The sequence below is a fragment of the Paenibacillus ihumii genome, from assembly GCF_001403875.1.
Taxonomy (GTDB): domain Bacteria; phylum Bacillota; class Bacilli; order Paenibacillales; family Paenibacillaceae; genus Fontibacillus; species Fontibacillus ihumii.
The window spans coordinates 3,088,220-3,103,703 of the sequence record NZ_LN884299.1; the positions used below are offsets into that span (position 1 = coordinate 3,088,220).

Annotated in this window: 15 protein-coding genes; 5 read left to right on the plus strand and 10 right to left on the minus strand. The window is 54.3% G+C overall.

The features are described 5' to 3' along the window. Positions 1-64 precede the first annotated feature (64 nt). From BN2762_RS20995 to BN2762_RS21010, 4 genes are all read right to left on the minus strand, one after another. Entirely contained in the window at positions 65-1,162 is a 1,098-nt protein-coding gene (locus BN2762_RS20995; protein ID WP_055108814.1) for an acetyl-CoA carboxylase carboxyltransferase subunit alpha, read from the minus strand. Continuing rightward, positions 1,163-2,056 carry an acetyl-CoA carboxylase, carboxyltransferase subunit beta gene (gene accD / locus BN2762_RS21000; protein WP_055108815.1) on the minus strand — a complete coding sequence of 298 codons (894 nt, stop codon included), beginning with the start codon at positions 2,054-2,056 and terminating at the stop codon, positions 1,163-1,165. 86 nt (positions 2,057-2,142) lie between these two features. Then, entirely contained in the window at positions 2,143-2,331 is a 189-nt protein-coding gene (locus tag BN2762_RS21005; protein ID WP_055108816.1) for a hypothetical protein, read from the minus strand. Positions 2,332-2,466: 135 nt separating this feature from the next. Next, the gene (locus BN2762_RS21010) at positions 2,467-2,958 is read right to left on the minus strand and encodes a phosphatidylglycerophosphatase A family protein (RefSeq protein WP_055108817.1); all 492 of its coding nucleotides are present in this window, start codon (positions 2,956-2,958) and stop codon (positions 2,467-2,469) included. An 835-nt stretch (positions 2,959-3,793) separates the two neighbouring features. On the opposite strand from BN2762_RS21010, the gene BN2762_RS27375 reads away from it, so the two are divergent. Next, a complete protein-coding gene (locus tag BN2762_RS27375) occupies positions 3,794-3,982 on the plus strand; it encodes a hypothetical protein (protein WP_187386567.1) in 189 nt (62 codons plus the stop codon). 1,135 nt (positions 3,983-5,117) lie between these two features. Here the strand turns inward: BN2762_RS27375 and BN2762_RS28095 are convergent. After that, entirely contained in the window at positions 5,118-5,243 is a 126-nt protein-coding gene (locus BN2762_RS28095) for a hypothetical protein (RefSeq protein WP_262362833.1), read from the minus strand. After that, positions 5,230-8,703 carry a DNA polymerase III subunit alpha gene (locus BN2762_RS21020; RefSeq protein ID WP_083485054.1) on the minus strand — a complete coding sequence of 1,158 codons (3,474 nt, stop codon included), beginning with the start codon at positions 8,701-8,703 and terminating at the stop codon, positions 5,230-5,232. Before BN2762_RS21020 ends, BN2762_RS28095 begins: the two co-directional genes overlap by 14 nt. A gap of 232 nt (positions 8,704-8,935) precedes the next feature. Between BN2762_RS21020 and BN2762_RS21025 the strand changes: the two genes are divergently transcribed. From BN2762_RS21025 to BN2762_RS21035, 3 genes are all read left to right on the plus strand, one after another. Beyond that, entirely contained in the window at positions 8,936-9,268 is a 333-nt protein-coding gene (locus BN2762_RS21025) for a YtrH family sporulation protein (RefSeq protein ID WP_055108819.1), read from the plus strand. After that, positions 9,265-9,762: a sporulation membrane protein YtrI gene (locus tag BN2762_RS21030; RefSeq protein WP_055108820.1), complete on the plus strand. Its 498-nt coding sequence runs from the start codon at positions 9,265-9,267 to the stop codon at positions 9,760-9,762. The genes BN2762_RS21025 and BN2762_RS21030 overlap by 4 nt, the downstream gene beginning before the upstream one ends. Positions 9,763-9,840: 78 nt before the next feature. Further along, a complete protein-coding gene (locus BN2762_RS21035) occupies positions 9,841-10,152 on the plus strand; it encodes a YtpI family protein (protein ID WP_055108821.1) in 312 nt (103 codons plus the stop codon). Positions 10,153-10,340: 188 nt separating this feature from the next. On the opposite strand, the gene BN2762_RS21040 is transcribed toward BN2762_RS21035, so the two are convergent. The 4 genes from BN2762_RS21040 to BN2762_RS21055 all read right to left on the minus strand — a co-directional run bounded on the left by BN2762_RS21040 (position 10,341) and on the right by BN2762_RS21055 (position 13,837). Further along, the gene (locus BN2762_RS21040) at positions 10,341-11,678 is read right to left on the minus strand and encodes a DRTGG domain-containing protein (RefSeq protein ID WP_055108822.1); all 1,338 of its coding nucleotides are present in this window, start codon (positions 11,676-11,678) and stop codon (positions 10,341-10,343) included. 188 nt (positions 11,679-11,866) lie between these two features. Beyond that, positions 11,867-12,184: a hypothetical protein gene (locus BN2762_RS21045; RefSeq protein ID WP_148499976.1), complete on the minus strand. Its 318-nt coding sequence runs from the start codon at positions 12,182-12,184 to the stop codon at positions 11,867-11,869. Positions 12,185-12,290: 106 nt separating this feature from the next. Beyond that, a complete protein-coding gene (locus BN2762_RS21050) occupies positions 12,291-12,638 on the minus strand; it encodes a YlbF/YmcA family competence regulator (RefSeq protein WP_055108823.1) in 348 nt (115 codons plus the stop codon). Between the two features lie 32 nt (positions 12,639-12,670). Next, positions 12,671-13,837 (minus strand): DUF445 domain-containing protein, encoded by a 1,167-nt coding sequence (locus BN2762_RS21055; protein WP_055108824.1) that lies wholly within the window; start codon positions 13,835-13,837, stop codon positions 12,671-12,673. Between the two features lie 278 nt (positions 13,838-14,115). Here BN2762_RS21055 and BN2762_RS21060 point away from each other — a divergent pair, with 278 nt between their 5' ends. After that, the gene (locus BN2762_RS21060; protein ID WP_055108825.1) at positions 14,116-15,483 is read left to right on the plus strand and encodes a YheC/YheD family endospore coat-associated protein; all 1,368 of its coding nucleotides are present in this window, start codon (positions 14,116-14,118) and stop codon (positions 15,481-15,483) included. Position 15,484 lies beyond the last annotated feature (1 nt).

Consider the following 15,484-nt stretch of genomic DNA (forward strand, 5'->3'; position numbering starts at 1 on the left):
TACTATAGTTTTCACATTTTGTATAGGAAGTTTGTCATATCGTCAAGAACTGGGACATTTTATACTACTCATTACCCACTGTCGCAGCGTCTGCTGCGGTGTTGCTCTCTATGTCCTCGCCGTTATCCGCCGCGGCTTTGCGGGGGTTGTCCTCCGCAATCCTGCCTGCGTCTGCAGCCGGTTCCTCCGGCAGCTTCTCGGATTTGCGCGCCTCGGCAAAGCGGCCGATTTTGCGGAACTTAAGATACCGGTCCTCGAGAAGCTCGTCCGCATGGAGGCCGGACAATTCCTCAAGTTGCCGTACCAGCGCATCCTTGATCGCCTCGGCTGTCGACTCGTAATCCCGGTGCGCTCCGCCGCGGGGCTCGGGTACGATCTCCTCTATAACCTCCATAGAGAGCAGATCCTGGGCGGTAATTTTCATCGCTTCGGCCGCCTGATCCGCTTTGGAGGCATCCTTCCACAAAATTGAGGCCGCCCCATTCGGGGAGATTACGGAATAAATCGCGTTTTCCAGCATGATAACCCGGTTCCCAACGCCTAACGCAAGGGCGCCCCCGCTACCGCCTTCGCCAATGACTACGCACACAACGGGCACGCGCAGCATCGCCATATCACGAAGGTTGCGGGCAATCGCTTCGGATTGGCCTCTCTCCTCGGCGGTAATGCCGGGATATGCTCCCTTGGTATCGATAAAAGTAATGATCGGGCGCTTGAATTTATCGGCCTGCTGCATCAGGCGCAGCGCCTTGCGGAAGCCTTCCGGATGGGGACTTCCGAAGAACCGGGCAATGTTATCCTTCGTGTCCTTGCCCCGCTGCTGGCCGATTACCGTCACGGGGACGCCGTTCAATTTGGCCAATCCGCCTACAATGGCCAGATCATCGCCAAATACGCGATCACCATGCAATTCGATGAAATCGGTAAAGATCAGGTTTATCAAATCAAGCGACGTAGGGCGCTGATGATGGCGCGCCAAATGCATTTTCTGCGAAGGAGAGATATTGCTGTAAATCTCATCCTCAAGCTGCTTGTAGCGTTCCTCCAGCCGCGCGATTTCCTCCGTGAAATCGATTCCCTTCTCGTTGCCGAACTGCTCCAGCTCCTGAATCTTCTCGCGGAGCTTCACGAGGGACGTTTCAAAAGGCAATTCTCCAGCCACCTATACTCCTCCCTTCACACCGTGCAGATCAAGCAGCTTGCCTAGCGTCGTCTTGATCTCTTTGCGGTGGACTACCATGTCCAGTTGTCCATGCTGCAAATTGAACTCCGCGGTCTGGAAATCATCCGGCAGCTTCTGGCGAATCGTCTGTTCGATGACGATCCGGCCCGCGAAGCCGAATACCGCTCCCGGCTCGGCGATAATAATATCTCCGAGCATGGCAAAACTAGCCGATACGCCCCCTGTGGTCGGGTCCGTAATGACCGAAATATAGAGTCCGCCTTGTTCATTCAGCCTAGCCAGGGCAGCGCTTGTCTTCGCCATTTGCATCAGGCTGAGAATGCTCTCCTGCATGCGGGCACCGCCGGAAGTAGAGAAGATGATCAGCGGGAGACGTTGACGGGTGGCGGCTTCAATCGCCCGGGTAATCTTCTCGCCGACAACGGAGCCCATGCTGCCTGTAAAGAAATCAAAGCTCATGACGGCTACGACAGCGGGCAAGCCCCCGATCGTGCCTTGTCCGGTAACTACCGCCTCGCGCAGACCCGATTTGAGCGTCTGCTGCTCCAGCTTCGTAGCGTAGCCGGGGAATTCCAACGGATCCACGGAAATCAAGTCAGCATCATATTCAACGAAGCTGCCCTCATCCAGCGTAATGCGAATCCGGTCGAGTGCATTCAGGCGCATATGATATCCGCAAGAAGGGCATACCTTCAAATTCTTTTCCAGCTCTTTGCTGTACTGAATGCTCCCGCATTTACCGCATTTATTCATCAGGCCTTCCGGAATTTCGCGCTTAGGCCTTTCCTCCGGATGCACACTGTCTTCATTCCCTAGACTTCCTGAAGGAATGGTCGCGTATTTTCTTTTTTTATGGAACAAATCTTTAAACACAACTACACCTCTTCAGCCGTTGATTTAATAGGCCGCACCTACAGTCAAGGATACATCGCTTTTACTGATTTGCCCTCACCTTGTACTCAAGGATGCAAAATGGAATTCAGCACTTCTTGAACCTCTTCAAGCTCGCCCGAAGGGACCAGAATTTCAAACTGCTGTTTCGATAAATTGACAGGACGTGTTTGGACGAGAAAGCCTTCTTCCGTTAGCCTCGATTTGATCATTTCCGCAATTTTGGCGGTAGGCGCAATGTACATTACAGTCCACATGTCCTTACCAAAGCCCCCTAACCTTTCGTTTTGAGCCCGTATAATAGAGTAATGATAACATAATTTTCAAAAATACCGCAACAAAGGGGCGAAAGCATCATTACGATCGGCCGGGGGAACTCTGAGAATCGAGCCTTACTTTGCGGGGTAGCTGTTCGCCGAATCGCTCTTATGGGCGATCCGCGCCGAAGCCGCGGCAGCAAGTCCAGCGACCAGATCATCGAGGAAAACGTGAACCCTCTTCCCTCTTGACCCATTTAGCCTGCCTATGATTTCCGGCTTGACCTTGTCCAGATAGCCGAAGCTTGTAAGCCCGATCATGCCGAACACGCTGGTTATGCCCAGCGCCATCGTCTCATCGACCCCATAGAGCGGCTCATCCGCCTCCATAATCGACTGCAGCGGCTCAGGAAGAAGCTTCCTTTCTGCCATTTCATCCAGGGCGATCCCTGTATATAACGTATATTGAACCTCCCTTTTCTGCAAGACGGCCTTTACGCTATCCAGACATTTCTCCAGCGTTAAATCGTCATGATAGACTACTTGCAGCGTATATACAATCTCGGCGATATCCTCCAGGGCAACCCCTCTGCGAAGCAGCAGGGCCTTGGCAATTTCATATGACATCCTTCATTCCTCCCGCATCCAGATAAGCTTGTGCACTCGTGCCCTTGCCTGTCCCTCACATCGGCTTTCTAGCACCGCTCACCCCGTCTGCAGCTCGCAATCAGCTTCCTTTGCAGCGGGTCAGAGCACGGTTGGCGAACGTACGGCAAATCGTGTGGCAATTCGTGTGGAAAATCTTGTGGGACAACGCAATTGTTGTGTTCCTAAGTGTATGCAGCGACTCCTCAAAATGTTCGTAAAAACTGCTGCGGAAATATTTTAATAGAATCGGAGGCAGGAGCAGGCCGTCATGCACCACTCAAATTTTCAATGGTAGGAATAGGTAAAGCAAGGCTGTCCAGGATGGGATTGATTCCTTAAGCGACGGGTTGAATTTACGAAAACTAAAGGAGGACGATTCATCCCACGGTCAATATCGGGGCTGTATCGGGACAATGCCAAGGCAATTTCCGGTGCTGTTCCGGGACTGTATAGAAGCTGTTCGATCCAAATACTGAGGTAGGACCGAGGCAGTACTAAGGCAGTGTCGAGGTAGTGTCGAGGTAGTGTCGAGGTAGTGTCGAGGTAGTGTCGAAGCTGTTTCGATCCAATGCTGATGCGGTACTGAGGCGGTACTATGGCAGTGTCGATCCAAGGCTGAAGCGGTTTCGAGACTGTAGTCGCCAGAGCTGGCAAGGCTGCTCAAAAGGATGCTGGATACAATTCCTACGACCTCGAGGATGACTAGAGAAGATGTTGAAGAAGACGCCTTCTAACGACCGCCGTCATGCCCCCCCACCCCGCGCAGCTGGGAGCTGCACGCTAGAGAAGGTGTAAAAGAGGACTGGAGAGGGTGTTGGAGAGGGTGTTGGAGAGGGTGTTGGAGAGGGTGTTGGAGAGGGTGTTGGAGAGGGTGTTGGAGAGGGTGTTGGAGAGGGTGTTGGAGAGGGTGTTGGAGAGGGTGTTGGAGAGGGTGCTGGGCTGGGTACCGGGCTGGGTGCCGGAGTGGGTGTCCGAGAGGGTGACGGGGGGATGCCCCTCCTAAATTGCGGATAAGAGTGCTTTCGCTCTTATGAAGGCTTCAAGAACCCAGGCTTCTGACGGTAGCTCAAGATACGGCACCTGGCAGCAGCGCAAAGAGGGGCTTTCCCAACGTAAATTCTACGACCGGTTGCCCTTGATGTGACACACTCTCGGCCTCGGATCGCCCATGATGTAACCAAACATGCTCTCCACCTCCCGTTCTAGCTGAGCATGAATCACAGGTTTCTCGTTCTAGTGAACATGAATCGCGGACTTCTCCATCTAGCCGAGCATGCATCGCAAAGACTTCTCGTTCTAAATGGAATCATAGTAGTTAGTTTATGCGGCAAAGCAAGGAAAGCAGATTTAAATGGATTTCATGTCGTTAGAAGAAGGGAACTAGCCATCTTGGGCGAGATTCTTGATTTTAGGTGCGTGAAATCCATCTAATCCATTGAACTATTCGTTGAGAACATAATTAGATACATGAAATCCATTTAGTGTTTGAGTTCGACAAGCAAACCTAAGCCGATGTTAGGCGGTAAAGATTACATGAATTCCATTTAGTGTATGAGTTCGATAGCTTATTTGAGTTCAATAGCTCAATCGAGTTCTATAGCTAATCCGAGTTCTATAGCTTATGTTCGAGTTCTATAGCTTATGTTCGAGTTCTATAGCTTATGTTCGAGTTCGAAGTTCGATAGCTGCTGATATAGGATGAGCCAAAGTATGGGGTTCGGGCAAGGGAGAAATGAATTCAGCAAAAATGGATTCCGCATTCCGCAGAGGCGGATTTCCAGAAACGATTTCTGCAAAACGAATTCTGCAGAAACGAATTCTGCAAAAACGGATAGGTTTCTAATAAAAAGGGGCGCCCCTCAGTCATCTATGACTTCTGGGACAGCCCCTCTTCGGCTCATGGCTGATCGGCCGAGGCATACGTGCTGTATGCAGCTTGTACGGCCTCACAACCTGTTTCTGACGGCTTTGGCCAGGCAGCCGACATAAAACTATTCATCGTATGAAGACGCACGCCTGAAGCCGCTAGGCCGTCCTGCCAGCGTCTCCAGGCCAGGCTTGCAGGCAACGGATCAGCTATACGCGTGTCTGCGCTTATTGACCACCGGTAACGCAGCTAATTTGCCAGCTCAAGGGCGCTACTTGATCTTAACCGTTCCGGCGCCGAGCATATCCTCCATCTCCTGGAACAGCTCCGGCGAAGGCTTGATGCTGTAGCGCTCGCTCAGCGCCAGCAGCTTCCCGCTGCTCTCATAATAGAGCACCGTAGCAACAGGGCCTGGGTGAAGCTGAAGCAGCGCCTTCAGCTTCTCCAGCAGGCGGGCGTTCTCCGCCGCCGCTGAAATCTTGATGAAGACGCGCTGCTCTGGCGTCTTCGCGGTGCGGCCGCCCGGCGTAGACGCGGCCGCCCTGGGGGGCTTGCTGCTGGACGGTGGCGCGCAGCGCCAGCAGGGCGCCCTTGGCGACCAACTCTCCGCTGCGCCGCCAGATCTCGGGGAAGAGCACAACCTCGCAGCGCTCGACCTGATCCTCCAGCTCCATGAAGGCCATTGCCTTGCCCTGCTTGGTCGTAATTGTCTTCACCGATACGACCATACCGGCAACCACAATCCTGCTGCCGTCGGGACTCTCCGCAAGATCCATCAGCCGCTCGATCCCTTCGCCGTCAAGCAGCTCATCGTAATCGTCCAGCGGATGGCCGGACAAATACAGGCCTAGCAGCTCGCGCTCCAGATCCAGCTGCTGCCCTGCGCTGAAGGGAGGAATGTCCGGATATTCGATGTCCCAGTTCGGGGTCTCCACAAAATCAAACAGCTGAATCTGCAGATCCTCCCGCTCCTTCCGCCATTTCAGCGCCGCTTCCACCGTCTCGTCCAGCATGGCGAGCAGCTGGGCTCGGTGGCCCGGCAGCGAATCAAAAGCGCCGCCCTGAATCAGGGATTCAATAACGCGCTTGTTACAGGTGCGAAGATCGACCCGCCGGCAAAAATCCAGCAGGCTGTCGAAGGGCCGCTCCAGGCGCTCCCGCAAAATACTCTCCATCGCCTGGGTGCCGACGTTCTTGATCGCAGCCAGACCGAACCGGATCACGCCCTTTACCCCCGCTCCGGCGTCCGGAGAGGTCAATCCGGCGGTACTTCCAGACTCCGCCGCATCATAAGCTGCCCCTGTCTCCGCAGCAGCCAGCGGCTTGTCTGCCAGCGTGGCTTCCAGCGGGATCCCCGCCATAGCCGCTTGCCGTGCCGCCTTCGCGTCGGTGCCTGCAACCAACCGCGGCGTAAACAAAATCCCGCTCTCGTTTACGTCCGGAGGCAATACCGTAATGCCCATCCGGCGGCATTCGATTATATACTCGGCCACCTTGCGGTGGCTGCCCATGACGGCCGTCAGCATCGATGCCATGAAATGGACAGGATAATGCGCCTTCAAGTAAGCCGTTTGAAAGGCCAGAACGCCGTAAGCCGCAGCATGCGCCCGGGGAAATCCGTAGTCGGCGAAGCGCACGATCATATCGTAGACCGCGTTCGCATCCTCCGCTTGATATCCCTGCGCCATACTTCCTGCCACAAAGTGGCCCCGCTCTTCATCCAGCACCTCGCGCTTCTTCTTGGAGACGGCGCGGCGCAGCAGGTCGGCCTCACCGAGCGAAAAGCCGGCCATCTTCGAGGCAATCTGCATGATTTGTTCCTGATAAACAATAATGCCGTACGTGTCCTGCAGAATCGGAATCAAATCAGAATGCGGATATTCCACGGCAGTCTGCCCGTGCTTGCCTGCGATGAATTTCGGGATAAATTCCATCGGACCCGGCCGGTACAGGGCCAGCACGGAAATGATATCCTCGAACGTGGAGGGCTTCAAATCCTTGAGCACCCGCCGCATCCCCGCAGACTCCAGCTGGAACACGCCCGTCGTCTCTCCCCTGCCGAGCATTTCATACGTCTTCGGATCGTTATCCGGAATGCGGCGAAAATCGGGGACCTCCCCTTCCTGCTCGCGAATCCAGTTAAGACAGCGCTCGATAATCGAGAGCGTCCGCAGCCCCAAAAAGTCCATCTTAAGCAGCCCGATTGCTTCCAGATGCTCCATGGAGTACTGGGTGAGCGGCGTCCCTTCGCCGCCGGCCTGAAGCGGCACCGTATCCGTCAGCGGATCGCGCGAAATGACGACGCCGGCCGCATGGGTCGATGCATGGCGCGGCATCCCCTCCACCTTCCGGGCCATGTCCAGAAGACCCCGGACCCGCGGCTGGGATTCATAGAGCCCCTTCAGGTCGGGGCTTTCCCGAATCGCCCGGTCGATCGTCATGCCAAGGCTGCCGGGGATCAGCTTCGCCACTTTATCCACTTCGCCGAACGGAACATTCAGCACGCGCCCGACATCCCGCACTGCGGCGCGGGCGGCCATCGTTCCAAACGTGATGATTTGCGCTACATGCTCAGCGCCATATTTATCCGCGACATAAGCGATGACCTCATCCCGCCGCTCGTCGCTGAAGTCGATATCGATATCCGGCATCGTTACCCGTTCAGGATTCAGGAACCGCTCAAACAGAAGATTGTATTTGATCGGATCGACGTCGGTAATCTTCAGCACGTAAGCCACGAGGCTGCCCGCCGAGGAGCCGCGTCCCGGTCCGGTCGCGATGCCCTGCCTGTGAGCGTAGGCAATGAAATCCCAGACGATGAGGAAATAATCCGAGAAGCCCATGCTGCTGATGACGCCCAATTCATATTGCAGCCGCTGATGAAGCTGCTCTCTCGAATGCTCCTGCCGCCAAAGATCCAGATGCCCGTATCTCTCCTCCAGCCCTTGCCCGCACAGGAAGGCCAGGTAAGCTTCCGCGGTCATCCCTTCCGGAATCGGCCGGTATGCGGGCAGTATATGCCGACCGAACTGGAGCTCTAGATTGCACTTGTCGGCAATGACCTTCGTATTGGCGATGGCTTCGGCAATATGCGGGAACAGCGCCGCCATTTCAGCCCCGCTTTTAAGATATAACTGGTCGGTTGGGATTTGCAGCCGCTCCTCATCCTCTACCGTCTTGCCTGTGCCGATGCAGATCAGCACATCCTGCACCTCGGCGTCCTCCTGGTTGAGATAATGCACATCATTGGTTGCCACCAATTGCACGCCCAGCTCCCGGGCGAGCTTGATCAGCTCAGGGAGCACCTTTTTTTGCTCCGGAATGCCGTGATCCTGAAGCTCGATATAGAAGTCCTCGCCAAATACCGCCTGGTAGCGCTCGGCGGCCTTCCGGGCCTCGTTATACCTGCCGTGGAGCAGATGGTGCGGCACCTCCCCGCCGAGACAGGCGCTCAGACACACCAAGCCCTCGCTATGCTGCTCCAGCGCCTCCCAATCGATCCGCGGCTTGTAGTGGAAGCCCTCCAGATGGCCAATCGAGGTCAGCTTCATAAGATTCCGGTACCCCGCTTCATTCTTCACCAGCAGGATCAAGTGATGGATCGGCTGATCCTTCCGGGTTCCCCGCTCCTTCCGCGAGCCGGCCGTGAAATACACTTCGCAGCCAAGAATCGGCTTTATACCGTTTGCCTTGCAATATTTATAAAAAGGAACCGCCCCGTACATGACTCCGTGATCGGTCAGCGCCAGCGCCTTCATCCCGAAGCCCGCCGCCTTGGCTACCAAATCCTGAAGTCTGGCGGCGCCATCCAGCAGGCTGTACTCGCTATGCACGTGCAGATGAACAAATTCGTCCATGCGTCTCCTTCCTTTCCAAGACAATCCCCGTGATCAACATTCAACATTCAACATTCAACATTCAACATTCAACATTCAAGATAAACATCCTGTTTTAAATCAAGTAAACATCCTCTCAAAATATTTTATCATATCGGGCTGAAAAGCGCCCATACAATGGTAAAGAGGACAAGCGAACCGAAGCCGAATGGCCTGCAGAGGCAAGTCCAACGAAAGGGAGGAGTGTTGGAGCATGAGCACGTTTCTGACCAAAGCGGTGATGGACTTCTTTATCGCTTTCGGCATCGTGCTGGGAGGGGCGATGGTTGGAGGGATTGGCGCCGTCATATCCCTGCAGCCGCCGACCCAGACGATGCTGGATGTGGCCGACCGGATCAAGATCTGGGCGCTCGCTGCCGCGGTAGGCGGGACGATCGATCCGATGCGGGTCATCGAGAGCAATTTTTTTGACGGCAACCTGTCGCCGGCGATCAAGCAGATTCTATATTTATTGTTCGCCTTCCTGGGAGCGCATATGGGATCTGAGCTGGTCCGGTGGGTATGCGGCGGAGGCGGCAGGGGATGAGCCCATTTCGTCGCCCGACGATCGAGGGATTCCGGCGGTTTATGCAGCTGACGGCGGTATTCGTGCTGGGGATGGTTACGGGCAGCATCGTATACAACATCATTTACCAGACAAGCTACAACACGCTGTGGATCCAGAACAAGGATCTGCAGATTCAGCTGTATCAAGCGGAGGAAGACAACAAGACGCTGAAGAAATACAATAAAAGATCAACCGTTATCAAGGAAGTGAAAATCCGGGTCGAGGATCGCGATCCGCCGCTCGATTCGCTTGCCGTCAAAGAGGTCGTGCGGCAGCTGCATGAGGAGCTGGAGGTGCTGCGCGGAAGAAGCATCTTCGAAATCGACTCGGACGGCAAGATGGCCCGGACCCTGCTGAACCGCAAAATCTACGCCGTCCGCGACAAAGAGTACAGCATCCAGATCAAAACCATGCTGGTTAGCGAGGGAGTGCTGCAGATCTGGGTGGACATGCGGCCATATATCAGGGGCTGACTTTTTGTCCGTATCCGATTACAATGAATATTGCCATCATTTTAAGGCCAATCGCAAAAAAGGAGCTGTTTTCGTTCCATGATCGAAAGTATTCAATACGTGTTGTATGCCGGACTGTTGATTTCATGCATTTTCTCCGTCTTCTTCAGCATCAAGTCCCGACGTTCCATAGATGGCAAGGCACGCGGCCTGGCCGCGGCAAGAATGAATATCAGCATGGGCTTCATGCTTCTGATCCTTGCCTTTATCCAAATGTTCATCTTCAGCGGTTCGTCGATTCGCGTCGTGATCGGCGCCGTATTTATGGTGCTGGGAGCTTTTAATATTTTTGCCGGCATTCGCAATCACGGACTCTGGGCTCGTTATAATCCGGAATCCAATAAATCCTAGACAAGCCTTGCAACATCCCCAAAAAAAGGACAATCCTGCGCTGATTCAAGCATTCAGGAATTGTCCTTTGCTGTTTGTAACGGCTGTCCAAGGCTTCTTCGCTGCCATTTGGCTCTATGAAGCGGGGCGTAGACGGTCGCTTGATGTGACCCCTAATTTCTTATCCGCCTGACTAGCCGATGCCGGCATCAGTCATGATCGATCGACTGCAGCGTCATGACCGCCTTGGAGACCAGCAGGTCCTGGTGGGTGATGACGATTTCCAGCTTGCATGCCCGGCGGCTCGTCTCCAGAACGACCGGCGTAATGACGACCGGGTTCTCGATCTGCACAGGCCGAACGAAATAAGTCGTTAAATGATCCACGACATAGTCCCCGCCGCCGACATCCTTGGCTGCGATAAGGCCGGCCTGGGTCATAATCGAGGTCAAAACGCCGTGGGAGATCGTCCCGATATCCGTCGACATCTGCGGCGTGATGATGCCATGGAAGAACAGACGCCCCTCCTCGTCCCGCTCCTCGACGAAGCCGTTCCACATCAAATGCTCGAACGTCTCGCCAAGCTGCGGTTCGTTGCGGGCATCCCGCATCGCCTGCAGCACCTCCTTGCGGGTGACGGAGGAGACCAGCTTCCGGTTGCGGTCGATGACCGGCAGGAAGTCGATGCCTTCCCATACCATAATCTGCGCCGCCGAGGCGAGCGAGGTTTGCAGCCCGACCGTTATCGGATGGCGCACCATGCATTTCTCGATGTGATGGTCTCCGCCGCCGATTTCCTCGACATTCTTGCGGCTGACGATGCCGATAACCCGGTTCCACTCGTCCACGACCGGAAAATGCTGCATCCCTGTTTCCAGGGACAGCTGGTCAAAATCCGAAATATTGCTGTTGACCTTTAGCATGTTAGGCCTTGGCTTGGCAGCAACGATGTCCTCGACCAGCATGATCTTCTTCTTGATCAGCCGGTCGAACAGCGCCCGGTTAATCATTGAGGCGACGGTAAACGTATCATGCCTGGAGGAGATGATCGGCAGGCTCAGCCTGTCCGCGAGCGCCTTAACCTCCCGGCTCGTTCCGAACCCCCCGGTAATGAGCACCCCGGCCCCCAGCTCCAAAGCCAAGGAATGCGCGTCCTCCCGGTTCCCAACGATCAGCAGGCTCCCGGCATCGATATACCGGGCCATCGCGTCGATCTTCATCGCGCCGATCACATATTTGTGCAGCGTCTTATCCAGACCCTCGCCGCCGCCCAGCACATGCCCCTCGACAATCTCCACGACATCCCCGAAGGTCAGCTGATCCGAAATGTTGCGCGGCTTCTTCTCCACCCGTACGGTGCCGATCCGCTCCTTCGTGATGACAATGCCGAGATTCTCCGCTTCCTTTACCGCACGGTAGGCTGTCCCCTCGCTGACTCCCAAGCTGCGCGCCAATTTGCGGACCGAAATTTTTGTGCCGATCTTCAGTCCCTCGATATACTGTAGCAGTTGTTCGTGCTTTGTAATGCTCTCTTCATGCCCTTGCAACTGTTACACCCCCCGTTCAAATCTGTACTAATCTGTATCTATTATACATCTTTTTCGCTGGAATAAAAATGCTCCTGCAGCTTTGGATCGGAATGTGCAATTTATGGCTGCCGTGCATACAAAAAGCCGCACCCTGCTGCCAGCATTGGCTGGCAGCAGGTGCGGCTGATTGAAAAATGAGCTTTCCTTTAGCCCTGCTTGCTCTCCATCGTCTTCTGCAGCCTGCCCTGCCACTCGCGCAGCTTGGCCCGGCGCACGGCTTCCAGAGCCCGCTGCTTCTCTTCACTAACACCAAGCAGAAAGTGCAAATGGGCGCCAACGACCATAAAGGCAAAGGCCGCCCAAACGATACCGAAGACCGATACCCAGCCCGCGCCGGGGTCAAACGAAATGAGCGGCAAAGCATATACGAGCATGCCCAAGGCCAGAATCAGATAGACTGCGTGCTTCCATTTGTTCCGCTTTTTTTCCTTCTTGATTAAATGCAGCGCCTTCATTGTTTTCATAATCTGCAGCTCCTTCATACGAATCTATAAAATGAATCTATATTCTAGTCTATGAAGGAGACATGCTTAATATGAGACTTGGCCAAAAAAAGCGTAATAAGCCGGATTAGGAGTGCTCCGGGCCATACAGATGCTGCAGACTGTCCGTAATGATTTTATTCACATCCTGGATGATTACGCTCAGGCGTTGCTCCGCATCAAACAGCCGGCGAATGTTCAAATTCAGGCTCAATACTTCAAACAGCTTCTCCATTTTCTCCATTTCCTCGGCAGACGGCATATCGCCATTCATCATCCGCTGCTGCACTTCATTTTGCTGAAGTCGGAAATCATCCAGCATTCGTTTGCTTTCCGGATCAGCGTCCACCAGCTTCATAGCTGCCGTGATGTCGGCAACCTCCTGACTTTCTTTAAGCGCTTTAGCCAGTTCATGTGCTTTGTCATAAATGTTCATTTAGTTATATCCTCCTAGTATAGAATGATCAGTTACCTTCCAACCCACAGCAGCAGCAGTGATTGGATCAATCCAATCATACCGCCTAGCAGTACCCCAAGCCAGGTAATCGCTCTAAATTCCTTGCCGGATACGCTGAGTATAACCTCCTCCAGCCGCTCTACCGGGAATTTCTGCACCTGCTCCTTGACGAGCTGCGGCAGCCGGATCACCTTCATCGCCGGAGGGATGATTCGGGCAATGATCCCCAGCAAGCGATCCGCAATGCCGGGAACAGCTGCTTCCGCTTGGCTGTGCCACGGTGCAAGCAATGAAGAGATCCTTACGCCCTCAGCCCTGGTTATCCAGTCTGCTGCAGGGAGCTCTTCAAGCTTAGTCCCGATCCAGACCTCCGGCTCGCTCCCTGCCACGGAGGCGAACAGCTCGCCGATCGGCTTCTCTCCGTAGACCTCGAGCCGGGCTTTGATGGCGGAAGCAACCCTGCTGCGGGCCTCCTCTCCCTGTAGAACGCGGACAAGCGCCGGTGTGAGCCTCTGAACGAGCTTCTCCTCATCCATAAAAATCGCTGCCATCGTTCCAAGGAAGCCCCCCGTGCTATTCGCAAGGCCGGCGGCCATTTTAGCAAGCAGCCGCTGGCCCTGCGAGCTGAGCAGCTCCTCTGCTGCAGCTTCCAGGATCGCACCTGCTGCCGCCTCGCTCCAAAGCTGCCGATTGTCGTCGTTCCAGCCGGGGACGATGCTTCTGAGCGGCTTGTGCTCCCATTCATATTTATGCCAAGCCTGCCGGAATCCCAATTGAAGTATCGCTGTCAGCGCAGCTGCCGTCCTGCCCTTAACCGATTCCCATTCTTCTTCCGACCATACATGAAGAGCCGCTTCCTTTACTGTCATGCTGCTGTTCGCCCAGCGACTCAGCAGGGAGCGGAGCTTCTCCTCAGCCTGGCTGCGGAACTCAGGCCGCAGCACCATCTCCTGAAGCCCTTCCGGAGTCACGAGATAATCCGATACGACGCTGCCCAGAGACTCCGCTATATCATCCCGGCGCTTGGGAATAAGCCCCGGCGTAAACGGAACGCGCCGCTTGCCGATCATAACCGGGTTCCTCGGGTGAAACAGCATTTTTATCGCAAAATGATTCGTGACTCCGCCTACAAACGCAGCTATGGAGACGCTGACCATAATGTATAACCAATCTGCCAACCTGAAATCCTCCCTGTATATCCCTAAGTATCACTAACGAGCCTAATTATTTCGCCAATATCTAGGCGACTGTCACAATTTGCAGCACGCTATGCGTCTGTACGTGTCGTCAGCCTGCTTGATAGGCCTGGAATCTCCGCCATTCGCCTGCTTTTGCTCAAAGTTATTTCAAAGATGGGTTAATCACCAAGGATTCTATGTCCTCATATGATGCATTACATGTATTTACGAAGACGCATCCAAGACATCAAGCCTAAGCTTGGAAGGAGATCCGCTTCATGCACTCCAAAAAAATAAAAGTACAAATCATGAACTCGGGTTTGCTGGAGGATGACTGTCTCGTACTTGGAGAACTGCTCATCAAGCAGTTGAAAATCCCGACCAATCATCCGCTTCAGCTGTCCTTCGGTTCATTCCGGCACAATGTCAAAGTCATTCCCTTGTCCCGGCTAGAGGGGATCCGGATCAGCCAGAAGCTTGCCAAAAGCATGGCTCTTCCAGCAAGGTCGACGCTTCGGATCATTTATCGTCCCCATTCCTCCACGATTCAGCTCGGACCGGTCCTCGGGGTACTAATCAGCCAAGACTACCCGGAGGCTTTCGAAAGGCCCTTCGGTCCAATCACCTTATTCTGCCGGGAGCTCGTTAACGCTTGTCAACGGCAAGGAGTCTTTGTGTATTTCTTTACGCCATCCCATATCGGGAGCAGCAGCTCCAATGTAACGGGATGGATTTATGCGGATGGCTGGAGGAAAACCGAGCTTCCTGCCGCAAACGTCTTCTACAACCGTCTGACATCGCGCAAATTGGAGAATAAACCTAGCGTACAGCATTTCATGAAAGAAGTAAAATCCCTCTACGGCAGCCACTATTTCAACGAAAAATTTCTGGATAAAACCGAGGTGTTCGATGCCCTCAGCCACGCTCCGCTCCTGTCGGCGTACATGCCTGAATCGCATCTGCTCCGCAATTACGCGATGCTGAGATCCATGTGCAGCAAACACCCGATCGTCTTCCTCAAACCGATCAAGGGCAGCCTCGGCAAGGGCATTATTCGGATATCCCGGCTGGAGGGGGGAGGCTATCAGGCGCTAACCGTACAGGTGGGCGGCACCCAGAAGCAAAATTATGCAAGTCTTGCCAAGCTCTTCTCATCCCTGTCCGGCAAAATGAAATCGACGCGCTACCAGATTCAGCAAGGGCTCCATCTCATGATGATGGATCGGCGTCCGGTAGATTTCCGCGCGCTGGTGCAAAAGAATCGGCTCGGAAAATGGAACATCACCTCCATCGTCGCCCGGATCGCCGGAAATCAGCATTTCGTATCCAACCTGGCACGGGGGGGCTCGCTCTGCTCGTTAAAGGACGCGGTCTCGCGCAGCATGCTTCCGCCCAAAATCAAGGCGAAACTAAGCGCCAGACTGAAAAAGGCGGCGCTCGATATCGCTATCGGCATCGATGAGCATATCCCGGCCCATTTTGGCGAACTGGGCATTGACCTTGCAGTCGATCAGCAAGGACGAATCTGGCTGCTGGAAGTCAACTCCAAGCCCTCGAAGAACGATAATACGCCGATTGGCGGGAGCAAGATCCGTCCTTCCGTCAAACAAGTCATTGAATATTCTCGCTTCTTGTCCGGCTTCTAAC